Origin of the sequence: Stutzerimonas frequens, from assembly GCF_024448335.1 — a bacterium.
Classification (GTDB): Bacteria; Pseudomonadota; Gammaproteobacteria; order Pseudomonadales; family Pseudomonadaceae; genus Stutzerimonas; species Stutzerimonas frequens.
Genome location: NZ_JAMOHM010000017.1, coordinates 74,453 through 94,187, shown reverse-complemented (window position 1 = coordinate 94,187; position 19,735 = coordinate 74,453). Strand labels below are relative to the sequence as shown.

The following is a 19,735-nucleotide window of genomic DNA, read 5'->3' as shown; positions in this document are numbered from 1 at the left end:
CCGACCGCTCGGTTCGTAGCCGAGTACTCTATCCAGCTGAGCTATGAGTGCGCTGAGCGTGCGCATTATAGGGAGTGAAGACTGATGGTCAAGCAATTTGGTGCTCTACTTTCAGCTTCGAAAGTGACCTGCCGCGATCATCAAACCCTAGAACGCAAAATGGCGGAGAAGGGGGGATTCGAACCCCCGACACCCTTTTGAGGTGTACTCCCTTAGCAGGGGAGCGCCTTCGGCCACTCGGCCACCTCTCCGCAACACGGGGCGCATAATACCCATCTTTACCCCGTTTGCAAAGCCAAAAATTACAGAAAAATTAGTGGCTTGGTTCCTGATCCTTCTCTTTTTGGATCCGCTGGTAGATCTCCTCTCGATGCACCGCCACCTCCTTGGGGGCATTCACGCCGATACGTACCTGGTTTCCTTTCACACCCAACACAGTGACAGTCACATCGTCACCCACCATCAGGGTTTCTCCAACCCGGCGAGTCAGAATCAGCATTCCTTTCTCCTTAAACGGATTCAAATCAGTAAACAGTCTGCAAAGATAAAAACGGACAATGTCCGCAAAACATTGAAGCTAGAGCCTTTCACCAGCTATTGACCCGCGCCCGGGAGGCTAAAGTTCCTTTTTGCACGGCCCAATACGACAGAAGGCGCGGGCCAGCGCGCCTTCTGCGATTCATTCCGCAGTATTGCCCGCCGCCGGCGCATCCAGTTCGAAGGCGGTATGCAACGCTCTTACAGCAAGTTCAAGATATTTTTCTTCGATCACCACCGAAACTTTGATCTCCGATGTAGAGATCATCTGGATGTTGATGTTCTCCTTAGCCAGCGCCTCGAACATCCGGCTGGCGACGCCAGCATGTGAACGCATACCGACGCCTACGATGGAAACCTTGGCGATGTCGGTATCGCCGATCACCTCCCGGGCGCCCATTTCGTTTGCAATGCTCTGCAGGACCTGCAGGGCATTGTTGTAATCGTTACGATGCACGGTAAAGGTGAAATCGGTGGTGTTATCGTGCGCGACGTTCTGCACGATCATGTCCACTTCCACATTCGCGGCGCTGATCGGCCCAAGAATCTTGAACGCTACACCGGGCGTGTCCGGCACCCCACGGATCGTCAGCTTGGCCTCGTCGCGATTGAAGGCGATGCCGGAAATGATGGGCTGTTCCATGGATTCCTCTTCATCAAGGGTAATGAGGGTACCCGGACCCTCCTGAAAACTGTGCAGCACACGTAGCGGGACACTGTACTTGCCGGCGAACTCCACCGCACGAATCTGCAGCACCTTGGAGCCGAGGCTGGCCATTTCCAGCATCTCCTCGAAGGTGATCTTGTCCAGACGCTGAGCCTTGGCGACGACCCGCGGGTCGGTGGTGTAAACGCCATCCACATCGGTGTAGATCTGGCATTCGTCGGCCTTCAGCGCAGCAGCCAACGCCACGCCAGTGGTATCGGAACCGCCGCGACCCAGAGTGGTGATATTGCCCTTCTCGTCCACCCCCTGGAAGCCGGCGACCACGACCACCCTCCCCGCCTTGATGTCGCGCTGGATACGCTGGGCATCAATCTGCAGGATGCGCGCCTTGGTATGGGCGCTGTCGGTGAGGATGCGGACCTGATTGCCAGTGTAGGACACCGCCGGAACCCCGCGCTTGATCAGCGCCATGGCCAGCAGGGCTATGGTCACCTGCTCGCCGGTGGAGACCATCACATCCAATTCGCGCGGAACCGGCTGGTCGCTGATCTGCTTGGCCAGGTCGATCAGACGGTTGGTTTCGCCACTCATTGCCGAGACGACCACGACGATATCGTCGCCACCATCGCGGAATTTCTTGACCTTCTCGGCTACCTGCTCGATTCGCTCGACGGTGCCGACCGAGGTGCCCCCAAACTTCTGTACGATCAAAGCCATTGTTAGCCGCCTAGAGCCCGCAAAGGGCGTTCATTAAACAAACAACCTGCAGATGCCGAAGCCGCTTCCGGCATCTGGATCAAAGGGCCTGCTGAGCAAACGGCAGGGTCAACGCCAGCGCCTCGTCCAGCTTGGACGCATCGCTGCCACCACCTTGCGCCATGTCTGGACGACCGCCACCCTTGCCGCCGACCGCCGCAGCGGCCTGCTTCATCAGATCGCCGGCCTTCAAGCGCGAGGTCAGGTCCTGCGTCACACCGGCGACCAGCACAACCTTGTCGTCCTGCACGCCACCGAGCAGGATCACCGCGCTGCCCAGCTTGTTCTTCAGCTGGTCGACCAGCGCCAGCAGCGCCTTGCCGTCGAGCCCGTCCTGACGCGCGGCCAGCACGCGTACACCATTCACTTCAACGGCGCTCGCAGCCAGGTCGTTGCCCGCTGCGCTGGCTGCCTTGGCCTTGAGCTGCTCCAGCTCTTTTTCCAGCTGACGGTTGCGCTCCAGTATGCCGCCGAGCTTGTCCAGCAGATTCTCGCGGCTGCCCTTGACCAGACTCGCCGCTTCTTTCAGCTGATCCTCGGCATCATTGAGGTAGGCCAGCGCCTGCGCGCCGGTCACCGCTTCGATCCGCCGTACGCCGGCGGCCACACCGCCTTCGCTGGTGATCTTGAACAGGCCGATGTCGCCAGTGCGGTTCACGTGGGTGCCACCGCAGAGCTCGACTGAGAAACCACCACCCATGGTCAGCACGCGAACGCTGTCGCCGTACTTCTCGCCGAACAGGGCCATTGCACCCTTGGCCTTGGCGGTATCGATATCGGTTTCCTCGATCTCCACCGCCGAATTGCGGCGGATCTCGGCATTGACGCGATCCTCCAGTGCGCGGAGCTGCTCCGGTTTGATCGCTTCGAAGTGGCTGAAGTCGAAGCGCAGGCGCTGACTGTCCACCAAGGAGCCCTTCTGGCTCACGTGCTCACCGAGAATCTCGCGCAACGCGGCGTGCAGCAGGTGAGTCGCCGAGTGGTTGAGCGCCGTGGCCTGGCGCACCGAGGCGTCGACCGTCGCCTCGACCTGGGCACCAACCGTCAGCGTGCCACTGTCGACGATACCGTGATGCAGGAACGCACCGCCGGCCTTGCTGGTGTCGCGCACATCGAAGCGCAGGGCCTGCGCCTCGAGATAGCCGCAGTCACCGATCTGCCCACCGGACTCGGCGTAGAATGGCGTCTGATCGAGCACCACGACACCCTCCTCGCCGGCGCTCAGACTGTCGACCACCATGCCCTCCTTGAACAGCGCCAGCACCTTGCCGCTGCCTGACGTGCCCTGGTAACCGATAAAGCGCGTCTCGCCTTCCACCTTGACCAAGCTGTTGTAGTCCATGCCGAAGGCGCTGGCCGAGCGGGCACGCTCACGCTGGGCTTGCATCTCGCGCTCGAAGCCTTCTTCGTCGAGGCTCAGGTTGCGCTCGCGGGCGATGTCACCGGTCAGATCGACCGGGAAGCCGTAAGTGTCGTACAGCTTGAACACCACCTCGCCGGGAATGACGCTACCGGCAAGCCCGGCCAGATCCTGCTCGAGGATCTTCAGCCCCTGCTCCAGGGTCTTGGCGAATTGCTCTTCCTCGTTCTTCAGCACGCGCTCGATATGCGCCTGCTGTTGCTTGAGTTCGGGGAAGGCGTCGCCCATCTCCGCTACCAGCGCGGCGACGATGCGATGGAAGAAACTGCCCTTGGCGCCGAGCTTGTTGCCATGGCGGCAGGCGCGACGAATGATGCGGCGCAGCACGTAGCCACGGCCTTCATTGGACGGCGTCACGCCATCGGCGATGAGGAAGCCACAGGAGCGGATGTGGTCGGCAACGACCTTCAGCGAAGCCTGACCTTCATTGGTGCAGCCGATGGCGTCCGCCGCCGCGTTCAGCAGGCTCTGGAACAGGTCGATTTCATAGTTCGAGTTGACGTGCTGGAGCACGGCGCTGATGCGCTCCAGACCCATGCCGGTGTCGACGCTCGGTGCCGGCAACGGGTGCAGTACACCATCCGCGGTGCGGTTGAACTGCATGAACACGTTGTTCCAGATCTCGATGTAGCGGTCGCCGTCTTCCTCCGGCGAACCGGGCGGGCCGCCCCAGATGTGTTCGCCGTGGTCGAAGAAGATCTCGGTGCAGGGACCGCAGGGGCCGGTATCGCCCATCGCCCAGAAGTTGTCCGAAGCGTAGGGCGCGCCCTTGTTGTCACCGATGCGCACCATGCGCTCGGCCGGCACGCCGACTTCCTTGGTCCAGATGTCGTAGGCCTCGTCATCGCTGGCGTAGACCGTGACCCAGAGTTTCTCCTTGGGCAGGTTCAGCCACTTGTCGCTGGTGAGAAACTCCCAGGCGTAGTGAATCGCGTCGCGCTTGAAATAATCGCCGAAGCTGAAATTGCCGAGCATCTCGAAGAAGGTGTGGTGACGCGCGGTGTAGCCGACGTTTTCCAGGTCGTTGTGCTTGCCGCCAGCGCGTACGCACTTCTGGCTGGTGGTGGCGCGGGTGTAGGCGCGCTTCTCCAGGCCGAGGAAGCAGTCCTTGAACTGGTTCATGCCGGCGTTGGTGAACAGCAGGGTCGGGTCGTTCGCCGGAATCAGCGAACTGGAGGCCACGCGAGTGTGGCCCTTCTCTTCGAAGAAGCGGAGGAAGGCTTCACGGATTTCTGCGCTTTTCATAGATTTCTTCCAGAGGACTGCGGCCGAACGGCTGCAAAACGACACGGCGAGGCGGGACCACCGAAAGCCGGTTCGCAACTACCCAACGGATAGCCGGCAAAGGGCCGCATTATATCGGGCCTGCGCGCCGGGTATAGGGGATAAAGGCGATTGAATCAAGCAATTCGACGTCAGCAACGACCCATGTTTTCGGCAAATTCGGCGAATGCATTGACCACTACCGGAAGATGCTCGTCCTGCAGGTCCATATGGGTGACCAGCCGCAGCCGCGCCGCAGGGGTCAGGCGAATGCCGCGCTGCGCGCAGAAGGCAGCCAGCGCGGTTGCTTTCTCTCCCACGTCGACATAAACCATGTTGGTTTGCACCGGCTCGATCTCGAACCCGAGCGCGGCCAACTCACCCCCAAGCCACGCCGCGCGACGATGATCCTCGGTCAGCCGCGCGACGTTGTGCTCCAGCGCGTAGAGCCCGGCAGCCGCCAGGATGCCGGACTGGCGCATGCCGCCACCAACCATCTTGCGCAGGCGCCGAGCCTTGCCGATGAACGCCTCGCCACCGCAAAGCACCGACCCCACCGGCGCACCGAGGCCCTTGGACAGGCAAACCGACACCGTATCGAAATGCCGGGTGATCTCGTGCGCATCGCAGCCGAGCTTCACCGCCGCGTTGTACAGCCGGGCACCGTCCAGATGCAGCGCCAGACCGCACTGGTGCGTGAAGTCACGGGCCGCGGCGAGGTAGTCCAGCGGCAACACCTTGCCCTGCATGGTGTTTTCCAGCGCCAGTAGGCGGCTGCGGGCGAAGTGGAAATTGTCCGGCTTGATCGCCGCTTCGACGCGGGCAAGATCGAGCGTGCCGTCGGCGTCCATCTCGATCGGCTGCGGCTGGATCGAGCCAAGCACCGCCGCTCCGCCGCCCTCGTATTTGTAGGTATGGGCCTGCTGCCCGACGATGTATTCATCACCCCGTTCGCAATGAGCCATCAATGCCAGCAGATTGCTCATGGTGCCGGACGGGACGAAGAGCCCCGCGGCGAAACCCAGCTCCGCGGCGAGGCGGCTCTCAAGGCGGCTCACCGTTGGATCCTCGCCGTAAACGTCATCCCCGGTTTCGGCGCATCGCATCACCTCAAGCATCCTGCTCGAAGGCTGGGTCACGGTGTCGCTGCGAAGGTCGATGATGGTCATACGCTCTCCTCGACAGGCCGCCGCATGCGTACGGCGCTGGGATGATGGTGTTCAGCGCAGCAGACGAGTATCGAGCACCGTTGAGCCCCCGCCGAGCAGAGTCTCGGTCATCTCGATAAAATCATCAGTGCTGACGGTGTCCATGCGCATCAGGCCGCGGGCGACATCGTCGAGCGAATGGCGGCCCTTACTGCGCTGACGAATTTCCTTGTCCAGATCCTGCAACAGCAGCACGGCGCGAGCGGTAATCGGGCCGGTGGAATGTTCGGTGCGCAGGCTATCGACCTTGCGGCTCCATTTGATCAGATGCTCGCGAACCGCCTGGTATCGATCCTCGCTCATGCCGCCAGAGCGGCGGACCAGCTCGATGGCGTAGTACTCCGCCAGCCCCTCGCTGATCCAGTCGCTACGATTGGCATCCGTGATGCGACTGAACACATGCACCAGCTCATGCACCAGCGAGCTGGTGCCGTTCTCGCTGACCATCGGGCGATCGGCGTGCATGTACAGGGAGTTCGGCCCGGACAGCCCGCCACGCCACATCGGATCGCCAGCGCCAACGATCAGCAATTTCGCCGGGTCGCGGGGAAAGACGTTCTGCACCTGCGGCCAGACGAAGGTGAGCATGGTCAGGATGTCCATTCGCCGCACGCCCTCGCCGACCGGCGCAGCCACGGTGACTTCGGTTTCACCCAGCTTGGCGCGGCGGGTGCCGAGCTTGCCGGCCAGCATCCAGCCGGTCGGGCGATCGAACAGGCGCTCGCGGTTGTCCACGCGAAAGCGATTCTTGCCGACGCGCGGCCAACCGGTTTCGATGCTCTTCCAGCCTTCCGGCAGCTCGAAGGTGATGCGCGAAACCAGGCTCACGCCATCGACCTGATCCAGCCGCGCCGGCGGCACCAGATCATCACCACGGAACAGCGCCCAGTCCGGAGTCATACGCGCATCGAAGCGACCGTTGTCACGGGGATGGCTGATGCGTACGCGATAGCTTAGTTTCGCCTTGCCCGCAGCGGGTCGCCAGGTGCCCTGTGCCGGCGTCTCCTGCTGCCATTCACCGTCCGCCTCGAAGTCGCTGTAGTAACCCTCGTCGCCCAGGTTGAAGCGCAGGCTGCGGACCGCCTCCCCCTTCTCCAGAATCAGTTGCACCACTGCCTGGTCCTCCTCCGGGAGGAAGCGCACGTGGTAGTCCAGATCGACCCGCTTGGCCGCCTGTACCGGACCAGCGAGGAAAAGAACGAGAGCGAACAGCGACAGCAGTCGAGCAAGCATCGAAGAGAACTCCACGGATCGGATAACGCGAGGGGTGTGCTGATCTTGAGACGATGCAATCGGCGCTTAGATTCAACCAGCACGAAAAATCAGATGGTCTTCCCAGTGCTCCTCGGCAACGCTGCCTTCGGCGAGCATCCTGCCGGCCTGGGAAATGCGCTCTACATGCACCGCCTCGCGGTCGCCGCAGACCAGGTGGTGCCAGAGCGGCAGATCCTTGCGCTCGGCCACCAGGCGGTAGGCGCAGGTGGGCGGAAGCCACTTGAACTGTGCGGCGTCCTGGGCATTGAGCTGAATGCAGTCCGGTACGCTGGCGCGCCGATTGGGGTAGTCGCTGCACTGGCAGGTCTTCAGATCGAGCAATCGGCAGGCGATGCGCGTGTAGTACACGGCGCCATCTTCCTCGTCCTCAAGCTTCTGCAGACAGCATAGGCCGCAACCGTCGCATAGCGACTCCCACTCGGCCGAATCGAGCTCGGCCAGGGTCTTGCGCTTCCAGAAGGGTTCGACTTTGGCGGCCATCACTGTCACTACCGGGAAAAAGCGGCAAGTCTAGCCATTGCCGGATATCCGGCCAATAGCCGGCAGGCGGATGCGCCGCCCGCTCCGTGGCCGCCGGCCGGAGCGGGCGCCCACAGACCGATCACTGTTTGTCGAGCATGTCGCGGTGGCTGCGCATCTGCTCGAGCATCTGTTCCAGGTGCTGGATGCGCATATCGAGCATCTCCTTGGACGACGCGCCCATCATGCGGCCGCCACCCATAGCGCCGGCCATCGGCTTACCGCCCTGCTTGCCCATCCCGGCGCCCGGGCCGCCCATCGGGCAGCCACCCATGGTGCCCATGGTCGACTGCATGCTCTGCCAGTGCTCGTCGCGCAGCTTCTGCCGCTCCTCCGGCGTCTTAGCCGCCTGCCAGGCCTGACGATATTCCTGCATCTTCTGCCAGTGCTGCTGCCAGGCTTCGTTGTCGTAGGCCGGCGCGGGCTGAGCACTGGCAGACATCGCCAGACCGGCAAGGATCGAACCGAGAATCCAGGAACGCATTTTCATGAGCTGTCTCCCTATGCATATGTGGACAGCTTCAGAATAGTCCGATCCACCAGCATGACCTTGCCCTCGGTCATGCTTGGCCGGCCACCGTCACATGGGATCGTTCATGCGCAGCAGTTCCTCGGGGAGGTGCTCGATGTATTCGTCCTCTGCCGGCGGCATCTGCAGGTGATAGCCCTGCGCCTCGATGTTGGCGAGCACCTTGTTGATGTCCTCGCGTGCCAGCTGGCGCTCCGGGGTCAGCACCAGCTCGAACGCCAGCTGCGGTGCGCCAAACGCGGCGAGCAAGCCCTCGGGCACGCGTTTGAGTGCATCGCGCTTGTCGACGTAGAGGTACATGCCGTCCTTGCGGGGGCTCTTGTAAATGGAACAGATGAGTTTCATGAGCGTTTTTCCAGAACATCCAGCAGGGCCTGCCCCATCCGCTCGCGGCGCCAGCCGCGCAGCGAATCGGGCAGTTGATAAGGGCCGTCGGGGTAACCGCTTTTCAGCAGTGCCTCCAGGGTCTTCTTGCGCAGCATCAGCTCCGGCGCGATATCCAGCGCCTTCGCCTCGCGCTGGCCGACCGCCCGCAACTTCTTCAACACGCCGGAAACTTCCAGCGGCAACGGCTCCGGCAGCGCCGCCGGCCAATCCTGTTCGGGCGTCGCGGCAGCCTCGCGGATCATCGCCAGCAAGGCTTCACCATCCTGGCGTACGGTGCGCGGATGCATCTCATCGATGCGCGCCAGCGTAACCAGATCGCGCGGCTGGGTACGCGCCAGCGGCCACAGACTGGCCTCGCGCAACACGCGATTGCGCGGCTGGTTGCGCGCTCGGGCCTGGCGCTCACGCCAGGCGGTCAGCACCTTGAGCACGGCCAGCTGTTGAGGCTTGAGGCGCCAGGCCTGCTTGACCTCTCGATAGGCCTGCTCCGGGTCGGATTCGCGCTGCAGGTTGGCGACCAGCTCGGCACCGTCCTCCAGCACCCAGGCTCGCTTGTCGTCCGACAGCTTCGGCAGCAGCGCTTCGTAGAGTTCGGCCAGGTGCTGCGCATCCTCGGCGGCGTAGCGCACCTGCATCTCGCTCAGCGGCCGCTGCAGCCAGTCCGAGCGCGTTTCGCCCTTGGGCAGTTCGATGCCAAGCACGGCCTGGACCAACCGCGAATAGCCCATGGAAAAGCCGATGTTCAGGTAGCCGGCGGCCAACTGGGTATCGAACAGCGGCTGCGGCAGACTGCCGGTCAGGCGCAGCAATACTTCGAGGTCCTCGCTGCAGGCATGCAGCACCTTTACCACAGCTGCATCGTCCAGCAGTGTGGCAAACGGACGCCAATCGCGCACCGCCAGCGGGTCGATCAGATAGGCGCGCCGCCCGTCACCGACCTGCACCAGCCCGGCGATGGGATAAAAGGTGTCCACCCTCATGAATTCGGTGTCCACCGCCACAAATGGCAGTTGGCGCCATTCGGCGCAGAGGTGGGCCAGATGTGCATCATCCACGACCCATTGAGTTTCGATGGCCACACGGCCTCCTTTTCGGCTGACGACCGGCGCGCGGCCGAACGAGGCGCGCAGTATATATCGAGCATCCGACCGGCCGGGCATTCATGGCCGGCGCGCACGCTGGTAGTGTTTAGCGATGTTTCCCCGGAGGCGTACGATGCCACTTGCACAACTCATCACAGCCGAGCAACTGGCCCGGCGCCTGGACGATCCCGCGCTGCGCATTCTCGATTGCCGCTTCGCCCTGGAAGATTCCACCTACGGCGAGCGCAGCTACCGCCAAGGCCATGTTCCCGGCGCCAGGTTCGCCGACCTGGAAAAGGACCTATCTGGCCCGGTCACCCCTGGCGTCACCGGTCGCCATCCACTGCCGGAACCGGAAGGGCTGGCGGCACGCTTTCGCCAATGGGGCCTCGATGACGACAGCGAAGTGGTGCTGTACGACGACGGCCCCGGCGCCTTCGCCGCGCGGGCATGGTGGCTGCTGCTCTGGCTCGGCAAACGCGACGGCGTCTATCTGCTCGACGGCGGCCTCAAGGCGTGGCGCGAAGCCGGTCTACCGATGAGTGAAGCAATCCCGGATGGTGAGACCGGCACCTTTAGCGGACGCGCCGACGGCAGCCTGATCATCGACGCCGCTGGCCTTCAGAAGCACCTGGACGATCCGCAGCTGGCGCTGCTCGACGCCCGCGCCCTGCCCCGTTTTCTCGGCGAAGTCGAACCCATCGACCCGATCGCCGGGCACATCCCCAATGCCATCTGCGTGCCGTTTACCGAAAACCTTCGCAGCGATGGCCGGTTCCTCCCAATCGACCAGTTGCGTACGCGCTTCGACTCGCTGCTGGACAACAAGCCGCCGCAAAGCGCCGTCGCCTATTGCGGCTCCGGTGTGACCGCCTGCCACAACCTGTTTGCCCTCTGTCTGGCCGGCTACCCGCTGGGGAGGCTCTACCCCGGTTCCTGGAGCGAGTGGATCACCGATGCACGGCGGCCTCGCGCCTAATCGCTGCAGCCACGCGGTGCCGAGGGCGCAGCGTGGCTGACGGGTCACAATGCGCCTCGGCGGTTTTACCGAAGTTACATTTGTTTTCACGACCGTTAGTCGCCATCTTTACGAAAAATTGCAATTCATTGTCTTGCTACCTGTCGGAGAAAGTTGCTAGGTTCCGACCCGCTTTTATCCCGGAGTAGTACAACAATGAAAACAACATGGTTGAAGACCGCGCTCGCGGTAGCCGTAGGCGCCTTGTCCAGCCAGGCAATGGCCGCCGGTTTTGCCCTCAACGAACAAAGCATCAGCGGCATGGGCACCTCCTTTGCAGGTCGCTCATCTTCCGCCGACGACGCCACCACCCTGTTCGGCAACCCTGCCGGCATGTCCCGCCTGAAGCGTGAGGAAGTCAGCTTCGGTATGGCGGCGATCCATGCGAAGACCGATATCAGCGACAACTCCGCATTCACACCACAAGGCGCAGGTGGTCTTCGTGCCCCGGTAGGTGGCAGCAACGACGGAGACATGGTTCCCTTTACTGCCGTACCGATGGGTTATTACGTCAAGCCGATTGATGACAAATGGGCAGTTGGCGTGGGCTTATACGTACCGTTCGGCCTGATAACCGACTACGAAAGCGGCTTTCAGGGTCGCTATCACGGTGATTACAGCGAAGTGCGCGTGATCACGGTGCAGCCCACCGTCAGCTACCGCTTTAATGAAAAGCTGTCTGTCGGCTTCGGCCCCACGATTAACCGCATCGATGGAGAGCTGCAAAGCGCAACAATTAACCCATTGAGCCCAACCTTTAATGACGGCCGGGTCAAGGTTAAGGGTGACGACACTGCCGTGGGCTTCAATGCCGGCATCCTGTACGAGTTCACTCCCCACACCCGTATGGGCCTGACTTACCACTCCAAGGTTGAATACACACTTGAGGGCGATACCGAACTCAAAGAAGGCTTCAACCAACTCGGCATCGCCGGAAAGTATGATGCCTCGCTGGACCTGACCACCCCCGAGTCAATTGACCTCTCCGTCACACACGAGCTCAACGACCAGTGGACGCTATACGCCGGCGCCATGCTGACTCGCTGGAGCCGCTTCGAAGCGATCATTATCGAAAACGAAGGACTTCCTTCCGGTCCGCTCAACCCGATCGTCGAAGATCAGGAATGGCATGACACTTGGTCCTATGCGCTCGGCGCCGCGTACAAGCTGAATCGCGAGTGGACTCTGCGCACTGGCTTGGCATTTGACCAGAGCCCGACCAACAACGTTGATCGTTCGCCACGCATCCCCTCCGGAGACCGTACTGCGGTGAGCTTCGGCCTGGGCTGGCACCCAACCGACGATATTACTGTCGACCTCGCTTATTCCTACCTATGGGAAGAAGATACAAAGGTTCGCCGCGAGCACCCGTCCAAGGGCATCTACAACGCCACGTATGAAAACAGCGCCCACGGCTTTGGCGCTGCTCTGAGCTACCGTTTCTGATGTAGCGAAAGAACGAAAAAGCCCCGGTCCGCCGGGGCTTTTTGTTTCTACCTTTCCAATGCCTTCTGCACCGCTGCGATCAGGCGCGGGTCATCCGGCGCGACCTTGCTGGAAAAATGCGCGACGACGCGCCCTTCCCGATCGACCACGTACTTGTAAAAGTTCCAGCGCGGCGCTGTTCCGGCCTGCTCGGCCAGCTGGCGAAACAACGGCGTCGCATCGCCGCCCCGTACCGGCTGCGTCTGAGTCATGGTGAAGGTCACACCGTAATTCACGTAGCAGACCTCGGCCGTCTCGGCCTCGTCATCGGCCTCCTGGAAGAAGTCATCCGAGGGCACGCCGAGCACCTCCAGGCCGTCGTCCTTGTAACGCTGATAGAGCGCTTCGAGCCCCTTGAACTGCCCGGTGAAGCCGCAATGGCTGGCGGTGTTGACCACCACCAGGGCCTTGCCCTGGAACTGGCTGCACAGATCGATGGTTTCTTTGGAGCGCAGCTTGGGCAACTCGTGCTGCAGCAGTGCCGGGCATTCGGCGGCGACCACCGAAGCGCTGGCAAAGACCAGGGTCAGTGCCGCCAGGGGACGAGTGATATTCATGGCCAGTTCTCCGGTCGCGGGCTCACAACGCTACTCTGCCGCCGAGCCCGCGACAATGGCCGCACAGACCGAAGCGGGTCCGGTCAATCACAGCTTGGTCAAACTGCAATATGATGCGCCCCAGCCGCTCTGCACCGAACGAGGCCGCATGCATCCATCTCTAGCACTCCGCTACGCACTGACCCTCCTCCTGCTGCCGCTCGGCAATGCCCTCGCGGCACAGGTGCAGGTGGCGGTCGCTTCCAACTTCACGGCACCGATGCGGGAAATCGCCGGCCGCTTCGAGCGTGACACCGGCCACCAGGCCAGACTTGCCTTCGGCGCTACCGGCAAGTTCTATGCGCAGATTCGCAACGGCGCACCGTTCGAGGTCCTGCTGTCAGCGGATGACACCACGTCAGGGCGGCTCGAACAGGAAGGCTCGGCCATACCCGGTAGCCGCTTCACCTATGCCGTTGGCCGCCTGGTGTTGTGGTCGCCGACTGCGGGCGCGGTGCAGGACGGCCCCGAACTGCTGCGCAATGGCGATTTCCGCCACCTCGCCGTGGCCAACCCGAAGACCGCCCCCTATGGCGCTGCCGCCCTGGCCACACTGGAGCATCTCGGGCTCGACGAAACCCTGCACGGCCGCCTGGTGCAGGGCGAAAATATCGCGCAGACCCACCAGTTCGTCGCCAGCGGCAATGCGCAGCTGGGCTTCATCGCGCTGTCCCAGGTGGCAAAGGACGGCCGGATCGCTGCCGGCTCGGGCTGGGTCGTGCCCACCGACATCCATCCGGCCATTCGCCAGGAAGCCGTGCTGCTGACCAAAGGGCAAGACAACCCGGCTGCCAAGGCGCTGTTGGATTACCTGGCCCAGCCGCAGATCCGCGCGCTGATCCAGTCCTACGGCTACGGGCTGGAGTAGCAACATGCCGCTGGACAGCGTCGACTTGGCAGCAATCTGGCTGACCTTCAAACTGGCCAGCGTGACCACGCTGATCCTGCTGCTGGTCGGCACGCCCATTGCTTGGTGGCTGGCACGCACCACCTCGCGCATGAAGGGCCCGATCGGGGCCGTGGTCGCACTGCCGCTGGTGCTGCCGCCGACGGTGCTTGGCTTCTACCTGCTGGTGGCCATGGGGCCCAATGGCTTCATCGGCCAGTTCACCCAGAGTCTTGGCCTGGGCACCCTGCCCTTCACTTTTGCCGGATTGGTGGTCGGTTCGGTGTTCTACTCGCTGCCGTTCGTGGTGCAGCCCTTGCAGAACGCCTTCGAGGCTATTGGCGAGCGCCCGCTGGAAGCCGCCGCCACGCTGCGCGCCGGCCCCTGGGACACCTTCTTTAGCGTGGTGTTGCCACTCGCCCGCCCCGGTTTCATCACCGCCAGCATCCTCGGTTTCGCCCATACCGTCGGCGAGTTCGGCGTGGTGCTGATGATCGGCGGCAACATTCCGGGCCAGACACGCGTGGTGTCGGTGCAGATCTACGATCATGTCGAGGCCATGGAGTACGCCCAGGCGCACTGGCTGGCTGGCGGCATGCTGCTGTTCTCCTTCCTGGTGCTGCTGGTGCTTTATGGCAGCCGGTTGAAGCAAGGGTGGCGCGGATGAGCGACGCTGCAACCAACAGCGGAATCCAGGCACGCTTTCGCCTCGACTATGCCGACTTCAGCCTGGATGTCGATCTGCAATTGCCCGGCCGGGGGGTGACCGCGTTGTTCGGCCACTCAGGTTCGGGCAAAACCACCTTATTGCGCTGTGTGGCCGGACTCGAGCGCGTCAGCGACGGGCAACTGACCGTCAACGGCGAACGCTGGCAGAACAGCGCGCAAAACCTGTTCGTGCCACCGCACCGTCGCGCCATCGGCTATGTGTTCCAAGACGCCAACCTGTTCGCCCACCTGTCGGTGCGACGTAATCTGGAATTCGGCATGCGCCGAGTGGCGGCAGCGCAGCGCCGTGTAGTGCTGGAGCAAGCGGTGGAACTGCTGGGCATCGACCATCTGCTGGAGCGCATGCCGGATCGCCTTTCCGGCGGTGAACGCCAGCGCGTCGGCATCGCCCGTGCACTGCTGACCAGCCCGCGCCTGCTGCTGATGGACGAACCGCTGGCCGCGCTCGACCTCAAGCGCAAGAGCGAGATCCTGCCTTATCTGGAACGCCTGCACGACGAGCTGGATATCCCTGTGCTCTACGTCAGCCACTCGCCGGACGAAGTGGCGCGGTTGGCCGATCACGTGGTGCTGCTGGAACAGGGTCGCGCCATCGCCCAGGGCGAACTGCGCGAAACCCTGGCTCGGCTTGACCTGCCGACCGCCTTCAGCGAGGACGCCGGCGTGGTGGTGGAAGGCGAAATCGCCGGCCACGACGCGCACTACCACCTCACCCGGCTGACCTTTCCCGGCGGCGAAGTGCTGGTCTCGCAGCGCCCGGAAGCCCTGGGCCAGCGTCTGCGCTTTCGTGTGCATGCCCGCGACGTGAGCCTGGCGCTGCAACGCGCCGAAGGCAGCAGCATCACCAACCTACTCCCCGCTCGGGTCGAGACGATGGTCGCGGCCGATACGCCGGCCCACATACTGATCCGCCTCGATGCCGGCGGCACGCCGCTGCTGGCACGCATCACCCGGCGCTCGGCCGATCAGCTGGCCATTACGCCCGGTCAGGCGCTTTGGGCGCAGATCAAGACGGTGGCGCTGCTGGGCTGAGGCGAGTCAAGCCTCGGTCGGCTCCGGCAGCTTGGCGATCACCTTGATCTCGAACTGGAAGCCGTAAAGCCAGGTGACCCCAACGGCCGTCAGCGTCGGATGCGGCGCAGCGCCCCAGTACTCGGGCACGACGCTCCAGACCCGCTCGAAGATCGCTTGCGGATCGACCATGAACACGGTGACGTCGATGACATCGGCGAACGTACAACCCGCTGCCTGCAGGATCGCGTTCAGGTTATCGAACGCGCGCCGAACCTGCGCCTCCAGCTCCGGTTCGGGTGAGCCGTCCTCGCGGCTGCCGACCTGGCCGGAGACGAACAGCAAGCCATTGGCACGGATGGCCGGGGAATAACGATTGCGCTCGTAGAGCGCCTGGCGGCCAGGCGGAAAAACAACGTCACGCGGTGTCATGTGCAACCTCCAATAAGGGTCGGAGCGACCCGTTGAATGAAGGCCTCACTGTAGAAGTCGCAAAGCACTGGATAAACGCGCCAGGTCGCTCAACACTATTTGCGTAATCCAAACAATCCGCGGGAGTTCAGATGGACCGTTTCGGTGCGATCCAGGCCTTCGTTCGCGTGGTGGAAACCGGCAGCTTCACCAAGGCCGCCGAAACCCTTCGCATCAGCAAGACCAGCGTCACCCAGCAGGTCCAGCAACTCGAGGCGCGGCTTCGCGTCAGGCTGCTCAACCGCACCACGCGCAAGGTCAACGTTACCGCCGACGGTGCGGCCTATTACGAGCGCGCCCTGCGGCTGCTGGCCGATCTGGACGACGCCGAAACCAGCCTGTCCGCCGCCGCCGCAGTGCCCCGAGGACGCTTGCGCGTGGACGTCCCCAGCCCACTGGCACGGATGATCCTGATTCCGGCATTGCCGGCCTTTTATGCGAAGTACCCGGACATCCAGCTGGACATGGGCGTCAATGATCGGCGGGTGGATCTGATCGGGGAGAATGTGGACTGCGTGGTGCGCGGTGGCGAAATCACCGACCAGTCACTGATCGCCCGCCACGTTGGCGACCTACGCCTTGGCGTCTACGCGGCCCCTGGCTACCTCGAACGCGCCGGCGTGCCGACACACCCGAGCGAGCTGGAAAACAGCCACCACCGTGTCGTCGGCTTTCTCTGGGCGCGCACCGGCAAACCCACACCGTACGTCATGCAGCGGCAGAATGAGCAGGTTCAGGTACACGGCCGCTATGCGCTTGCCGTGGACGATGGCAACGCCTGCCTGGCCGCGGGCCTGGCCGGGCTGGGCATCATCTGGCTACCGGAGTACATGGTCAGAACGCACCTGGCCAACGGCGAGCTGTTGCCACTGCTGGAAGACTGGCGGCTCGATGAAATGCCGCTGTACCTGGCATTCCCACCGAATCGGCATGTCAGCGCCAAGCTGCGCGTGTTCATCGATTGGGTCATCGAACTTATGGCGCAGCATGCGCCCGTGCTCGACCGCCGACCGGTGGCCGACCGCTAGAGCTGCAGCGCCAGCCCTATCAATACCGTGCACTCCACCAGTTCCAGCAGCGCGCCGGCGGTATCGCCGGTGGTGCCGCCGAGCCGGCGCAGCATGGCGCGACGCGCCAGCAGGAATGTCACGGCAGCCAAAGACAGGGCGATCAGCCCGCTGCTGCCGAACAGCAAACAACCCACCGCGACCAGTGCCAGTACGCCGCGCGCCCCGCCATGTGGAAGATTCGCCGCCAGCGCATGACCAAGGCCGCCGGGCCGCACGTATGGCGTGCAGAGAAACAGCGCTGGCAGCGCGGCCCGCCCTAGCACCGGCGCCAGCAACAGTGCGGAGTACTGTTGCGCCTGGAGCAACGCCAACAGCGCGGTGAATTTAAGCAACAGCAAAAGCACCAGAACCACCACGGCGACCGGGCCGCTGCGCGGGTCCTTCATGATCTGCAGCGTGCGGTCGCGGTCGCCGAAGCCACCCAGCCAGGCGTCGGCGCTGTCGGCCAGACCATCGAGGTGCAAGGCGCCGGTCAGCGCGACCCAGAGGGTGAGCAGCAAGACCGCCTGTAACAGCGGTGCAGCCCCATCCAGCACAAACGCGGCCAAACCGAGCAACGCGCCGAGCAACAGACCGACCATCGGGTAATACAGCAATGAGCGCCCCTGCTGCTCTGGCTCCGGCATTGCCGGCAAGCGGATCGGCAGGCTGGTGAGAAATTGCAGGGCGATCAATAGTGGCAGCATCGGCAGGTCCTACTCCTCGACGGAGAGCGACAGCAGTTCGCCGTGGGCCACGACAACCTCCAGCAGCCGCTCCCTTGGCAAGCCCCGCGCGCGCGCCAGCAGCAGGCGCATGACGCCGGCATGACAGATGACCAACAGTTGCTGGCCGGCAAAGCGCTGCCGAAGGCTGTCGATAGCATTCAGCACGCGCGCCTCGAACTGCACCAGCGGCTCACCGCCAGGCGGCGTAAATCCGTAGGGATCGGCCCAGAACAGGCCGAGCACCTCGGCACTGTGCTGCATCAGATCGGCGGCGCTACGGCCTTCCCAGTCGCCGAAATGCAGCTCGCGCAGGTCCGGCTCCAGCTGCAGCGGCAAGCCGTGCTGCGCGGCCAGCTCCCGGGCAAAGGTGGCGCAGCGCTGCAGCGGCGAGCTGACCAGCGCGTCCCAGGGACCGGCGCCAGCAACCGCATCGCGCATCTGCTGCCAGCCACGCTCAGTCAGCGCATCGTCGAGGCTGCCGCGAAAGCCACCGCCCTGCTCGGTCTCGCCATGGCGCAGCAGATCGATGCTCGTAATCATGCAGTTCGGTCCGAAACTGCGGCTTCGGCGAACGTCGCCATTTCGTTGTGCAGCGCGCAGGCCTGCTGCAACAAGGGCACCGCCAGCGCCGCCCCGCTGCCCTCACCCAGGCGCAAGCCGAGATCGAGCAACGGAACGGCACCGAGCGCTTCCAGGACCGCTAGGTGACCAGGCTCGGCAGAACGATGGGCGAAGATCAGCCAGGGCCGACATGCCGGGTTCAGCCGCACCGCACAGAGCGCGGCAGCGCTGCAGATAAAGCCGTCGACCAGTACCGCAATGCCCAGCTGCGCGCAGCGCAGATAGGCACCCGCCAGCGCCGCGATCTCGAAACCACCCAGTCGGCGCAGGGCCTCAAGCGGCGCGACACAATGCTCGGCGTGCAGCCGAACCGCGTCCTGGATCACCTGAACCTTGTGGCGAACACCGGCCAGATCGAGCCCGGTGCCCGGCCCGACCAGGGTCAACGGCGAGCGCGGCAGCAGCACGGCAGCCAAGGCACTGGCGCTGGTGGTGTTGCCGATGCCCATTTCGCCACCGATGAACAGCTGGGCAGAGCCTTGCGCGGCACGCTGCGCGCTGTCGCGTCCGGCTGCCAGGGCCAGACGCATTTGCTCGTCACTCATCGCCGCTTCGCGAGCCAGGTTGGCCGTGCCGGGGCCGAGTCGCAAATGGCTCACGCCATCCAGTTGTAGCGGTTCCACCGTGCCCAGGTCGGTCACCTCCAGCGGCGCGCCCAGGCGCTTTGACAACACGCTCAGTGCAGCCCCGCCGCCGACGAAATTGCGCAGCATCTGCCCGGTCACCGATTGCGGATAAGCCGAAACACCCTCTCCCACCACGCCGTGATCGCCGGCGAACACGCTGACATGCAGGCGCTCGACCTGCGGCCGCTCGCTGCCCTGCATAGCTGCCAGCGACACCGCCAGGGCTTCGAGCTGGCCGAGCGCACCACGTGGCTTGGTCAACTGATCCTGGCGCGCCAATGCCTGGGCGCGTACGGACTCATCCAGCATGTGGCATGGCTCGTTCCACCAATCGTGCATCAATGCGCTTCCTTCAATGTGCGTCCTTCAATGTCATGGGCAGCCCGGCGACCATGAAGGACACCCGCTGCGCCCGTTCCGCGACGGCCTGGTGCAGCCAGCCGGCCTCGTCGACATAACGACGGGTCAGCTCGCCCAGCGGCACCACGCCGAGGCCCGTCTCGTTGCTGACCAGTAGGACTCGCCCCGGCAACCCGTCCAGGCACTCGAGCAGGGCATCGCGTTCCTCGGCGAGGCGCACCGCATCGTCCAGCATCAGCAGGTTGGTGAGCCAGAGGGTCAGGCAGTCGATCAGCAGGCAGCGCCCTGCGGCAGCCTGCTCGCGCAGCACCCGTGCCAGTTGCAGGGGTTCTTCGACCAGTGCCCAGTGCGCCGGGCGCCGCTCACGGTGATGGGCGATACGCGCGGTCATCTCGTCGTCCAGCGGCTGGCTGGTGGCTATATAGGTAACCGCCAGGCCGCTACCGGCAGCCAGACGCTCGGCAAAGCGGCTCTTGCCCGAGCGGGCACCGCCAAGAATAAGTTCCAGCACC

At 63.6% G+C, this 19,735-nt stretch carries 21 protein-coding genes and 1 tRNA gene; 6 read left to right on the top strand and 16 right to left on the bottom strand.

Translation table 11 applies throughout. The features are described 5' to 3' along the window. Positions 1-160: 160 nt before the first annotated feature. The 10 genes from NAO55_RS19075 to rnd all read right to left on the bottom strand — a co-directional run bounded on the left by NAO55_RS19075 (position 161) and on the right by rnd (position 9,640). A tRNA-Ser gene (locus NAO55_RS19075) sits at positions 161-251 on the bottom strand. Between the two features lie 62 nt (positions 252-313). After that, entirely contained in the window at positions 314-499 is a 186-nt protein-coding gene (csrA, locus tag NAO55_RS19070) for a carbon storage regulator CsrA (RefSeq protein WP_003283978.1), read from the bottom strand. Between the two features lie 180 nt (positions 500-679). Then, positions 680-1,921 carry an aspartate kinase gene (locus NAO55_RS19065; protein ID WP_102840761.1) on the bottom strand — a complete coding sequence of 414 codons (1,242 nt, stop codon included), beginning with the start codon at positions 1,919-1,921 and terminating at the stop codon, positions 680-682. Between the two features lie 79 nt (positions 1,922-2,000). Then, positions 2,001-4,625 (bottom strand): alanine--tRNA ligase, encoded by a 2,625-nt coding sequence (alaS, locus tag NAO55_RS19060; protein WP_102840760.1) that lies wholly within the window; start codon positions 4,623-4,625, stop codon positions 2,001-2,003. A 170-nt stretch (positions 4,626-4,795) separates the two neighbouring features. After that, positions 4,796-5,812 (bottom strand): low-specificity L-threonine aldolase, encoded by a 1,017-nt coding sequence (ltaE, locus tag NAO55_RS19055; RefSeq protein WP_102840759.1) that lies wholly within the window; start codon positions 5,810-5,812, stop codon positions 4,796-4,798. Positions 5,813-5,863: 51 nt separating this feature from the next. Then, positions 5,864-7,084 (bottom strand): M61 metallopeptidase family protein, encoded by a 1,221-nt coding sequence (locus NAO55_RS19050; protein ID WP_102840758.1) that lies wholly within the window; start codon positions 7,082-7,084, stop codon positions 5,864-5,866. 72 nt (positions 7,085-7,156) lie between these two features. Beyond that, positions 7,157-7,606 (bottom strand): YcgN family cysteine cluster protein, encoded by a 450-nt coding sequence (locus NAO55_RS19045; protein WP_013982207.1) that lies wholly within the window; start codon positions 7,604-7,606, stop codon positions 7,157-7,159. A 121-nt stretch (positions 7,607-7,727) separates the two neighbouring features. Next, a complete protein-coding gene (locus NAO55_RS19040) occupies positions 7,728-8,135 on the bottom strand; it encodes a hypothetical protein (protein ID WP_102840757.1) in 408 nt (135 codons plus the stop codon). Positions 8,136-8,225: 90 nt separating this feature from the next. Next, positions 8,226-8,519 carry a YcgL domain-containing protein gene (locus NAO55_RS19035; RefSeq protein ID WP_011912541.1) on the bottom strand — a complete coding sequence of 98 codons (294 nt, stop codon included), beginning with the start codon at positions 8,517-8,519 and terminating at the stop codon, positions 8,226-8,228. After that, positions 8,516-9,640 carry a ribonuclease D gene (gene rnd, locus NAO55_RS19030; protein ID WP_102840756.1) on the bottom strand — a complete coding sequence of 375 codons (1,125 nt, stop codon included), beginning with the start codon at positions 9,638-9,640 and terminating at the stop codon, positions 8,516-8,518. Before rnd ends, NAO55_RS19035 begins: the two co-directional genes overlap by 4 nt. 136 nt (positions 9,641-9,776) lie before the next feature. On the opposite strand from rnd, the gene NAO55_RS19025 reads away from it, so the two are divergent. Together NAO55_RS19025 and NAO55_RS19020 are read left to right on the top strand one after the other, a co-directional pair. Further along, the gene (locus tag NAO55_RS19025; RefSeq protein WP_102840755.1) at positions 9,777-10,622 is read left to right on the top strand and encodes a sulfurtransferase; all 846 of its coding nucleotides are present in this window, start codon (positions 9,777-9,779) and stop codon (positions 10,620-10,622) included. Between the two features lie 195 nt (positions 10,623-10,817). Then, positions 10,818-12,107 (top strand): OmpP1/FadL family transporter, encoded by a 1,290-nt coding sequence (locus tag NAO55_RS19020; RefSeq protein ID WP_102840754.1) that lies wholly within the window; start codon positions 10,818-10,820, stop codon positions 12,105-12,107. Between the two features lie 47 nt (positions 12,108-12,154). On the opposite strand, the gene NAO55_RS19015 is transcribed toward NAO55_RS19020, so the two are convergent. Then, positions 12,155-12,703, bottom strand: coding sequence for a glutathione peroxidase (locus NAO55_RS19015; RefSeq protein WP_102840753.1), 549 nt, complete (start codon positions 12,701-12,703; stop codon positions 12,155-12,157). A 148-nt stretch (positions 12,704-12,851) separates the two neighbouring features. Here NAO55_RS19015 and modA point away from each other — a divergent pair, with 148 nt between their 5' ends. The 3 genes from modA to modC are packed head-to-tail and all read left to right on the top strand — an operon-like array spanning position 12,852 to position 15,389. After that, on the top strand, positions 12,852-13,610 hold the full coding sequence (gene modA / locus NAO55_RS19010) for a molybdate ABC transporter substrate-binding protein (protein WP_102840951.1): 759 nt from the start codon (positions 12,852-12,854) through the stop codon (positions 13,608-13,610). Between the two features lie 4 nt (positions 13,611-13,614). Next, entirely contained in the window at positions 13,615-14,295 is a 681-nt protein-coding gene (gene modB, locus NAO55_RS19005; RefSeq protein ID WP_102840752.1) for a molybdate ABC transporter permease subunit, read from the top strand. Next, the gene (gene modC, locus NAO55_RS19000; protein ID WP_102840751.1) at positions 14,292-15,389 is read left to right on the top strand and encodes a molybdenum ABC transporter ATP-binding protein; all 1,098 of its coding nucleotides are present in this window, start codon (positions 14,292-14,294) and stop codon (positions 15,387-15,389) included. The genes modB and modC overlap by 4 nt, the downstream gene beginning before the upstream one ends. Before the next feature lie 6 nt (positions 15,390-15,395). On the opposite strand, the gene NAO55_RS18995 is transcribed toward modC, so the two are convergent. Further along, a complete protein-coding gene (locus NAO55_RS18995; RefSeq protein ID WP_102840750.1) occupies positions 15,396-15,800 on the bottom strand; it encodes a RidA family protein in 405 nt (134 codons plus the stop codon). Between the two features lie 131 nt (positions 15,801-15,931). On the opposite strand from NAO55_RS18995, the gene NAO55_RS18990 reads away from it, so the two are divergent. After that, a complete protein-coding gene (locus NAO55_RS18990) occupies positions 15,932-16,867 on the top strand; it encodes a LysR family transcriptional regulator (RefSeq protein ID WP_102840749.1) in 936 nt (311 codons plus the stop codon). On the opposite strand, the gene NAO55_RS18985 is transcribed toward NAO55_RS18990, so the two are convergent. From NAO55_RS18985 to cobU, 4 genes are read right to left on the bottom strand one after another with little or no spacing between them, the layout of a single operon-like run. After that, positions 16,864-17,595, bottom strand: a complete 732-nt coding sequence (locus NAO55_RS18985) for an adenosylcobinamide-GDP ribazoletransferase (RefSeq protein ID WP_102840748.1) — start codon at positions 17,593-17,595, stop codon at positions 16,864-16,866. The two genes, NAO55_RS18990 and NAO55_RS18985, sit on opposite strands and share 4 nt — an antisense overlap. Positions 17,596-17,604: 9 nt before the next feature. Further along, the gene (gene cobC, locus NAO55_RS18980) at positions 17,605-18,156 is read right to left on the bottom strand and encodes an alpha-ribazole phosphatase family protein (protein WP_102840747.1); all 552 of its coding nucleotides are present in this window, start codon (positions 18,154-18,156) and stop codon (positions 17,605-17,607) included. Next, on the bottom strand, positions 18,153-19,202 hold the full coding sequence (gene cobT, locus NAO55_RS18975) for a nicotinate-nucleotide--dimethylbenzimidazole phosphoribosyltransferase (protein ID WP_102840746.1): 1,050 nt from the start codon (positions 19,200-19,202) through the stop codon (positions 18,153-18,155). The genes cobC and cobT overlap by 4 nt, the downstream gene beginning before the upstream one ends. A gap of 13 nt (positions 19,203-19,215) precedes the next feature. Then, entirely contained in the window at positions 19,216-19,734 is a 519-nt protein-coding gene (cobU, locus tag NAO55_RS18970; RefSeq protein WP_102840745.1) for a bifunctional adenosylcobinamide kinase/adenosylcobinamide-phosphate guanylyltransferase, read from the bottom strand. Position 19,735: the final 1 nt, after the last annotated feature.

Excerpts from the sequence above, each read along its gene's own strand:
- NAO55_RS19065 (WP_102840761.1), bottom strand. The coding sequence starts at position 1,921 with ATGGCTTTGATCGTACAGAAGTTTGGGGGCACCTCGGTCGGCACCGTC.
- modA (WP_102840951.1), top strand. The coding sequence starts at position 12,852 with ATGCATCCATCTCTAGCACTCCGCTACGCACTGACCCTCCTCCTGCTG.
- NAO55_RS19035 (WP_011912541.1), bottom strand. The coding sequence starts at position 8,519 with ATGAAACTCATCTGTTCCATTTACAAGAGCCCCCGCAAGGACGGCATG.
- cobC (WP_102840747.1), bottom strand. The coding sequence starts at position 18,156 with ATGATTACGAGCATCGATCTGCTGCGCCATGGCGAGACCGAGCAGGGC.
- NAO55_RS19015 (WP_102840753.1), bottom strand. The coding sequence starts at position 12,703 with ATGAATATCACTCGTCCCCTGGCGGCACTGACCCTGGTCTTTGCCAGC.
- modC (WP_102840751.1), top strand. The coding sequence starts at position 14,292 with ATGAGCGACGCTGCAACCAACAGCGGAATCCAGGCACGCTTTCGCCTC.
- NAO55_RS19050 (WP_102840758.1), bottom strand. The coding sequence starts at position 7,084 with ATGCTTGCTCGACTGCTGTCGCTGTTCGCTCTCGTTCTTTTCCTCGCT.
- NAO55_RS18995 (WP_102840750.1), bottom strand. The coding sequence starts at position 15,800 with ATGACACCGCGTGACGTTGTTTTTCCGCCTGGCCGCCAGGCGCTCTAC.
- NAO55_RS19045 (WP_013982207.1), bottom strand. The coding sequence starts at position 7,606 with ATGGCCGCCAAAGTCGAACCCTTCTGGAAGCGCAAGACCCTGGCCGAG.
- cobT (WP_102840746.1), bottom strand. The coding sequence starts at position 19,202 with ATGCACGATTGGTGGAACGAGCCATGCCACATGCTGGATGAGTCCGTA.
- NAO55_RS18985 (WP_102840748.1), bottom strand. The coding sequence starts at position 17,595 with ATGCTGCCACTATTGATCGCCCTGCAATTTCTCACCAGCCTGCCGATC.
- modB (WP_102840752.1), top strand. The coding sequence starts at position 13,615 with ATGCCGCTGGACAGCGTCGACTTGGCAGCAATCTGGCTGACCTTCAAA.
- NAO55_RS19020 (WP_102840754.1), top strand. The coding sequence starts at position 10,818 with ATGAAAACAACATGGTTGAAGACCGCGCTCGCGGTAGCCGTAGGCGCC.
- alaS (WP_102840760.1), bottom strand. The coding sequence starts at position 4,625 with ATGAAAAGCGCAGAAATCCGTGAAGCCTTCCTCCGCTTCTTCGAAGAG.
- ltaE (WP_102840759.1), bottom strand. The coding sequence starts at position 5,812 with ATGACCATCATCGACCTTCGCAGCGACACCGTGACCCAGCCTTCGAGC.
- NAO55_RS19040 (WP_102840757.1), bottom strand. The coding sequence starts at position 8,135 with ATGAAAATGCGTTCCTGGATTCTCGGTTCGATCCTTGCCGGTCTGGCG.
- NAO55_RS18990 (WP_102840749.1), top strand. The coding sequence starts at position 15,932 with ATGGACCGTTTCGGTGCGATCCAGGCCTTCGTTCGCGTGGTGGAAACC.
- NAO55_RS19025 (WP_102840755.1), top strand. The coding sequence starts at position 9,777 with ATGCCACTTGCACAACTCATCACAGCCGAGCAACTGGCCCGGCGCCTG.
- csrA (WP_003283978.1), bottom strand. The coding sequence starts at position 499 with ATGCTGATTCTGACTCGCCGGGTTGGAGAAACCCTGATGGTGGGTGAC.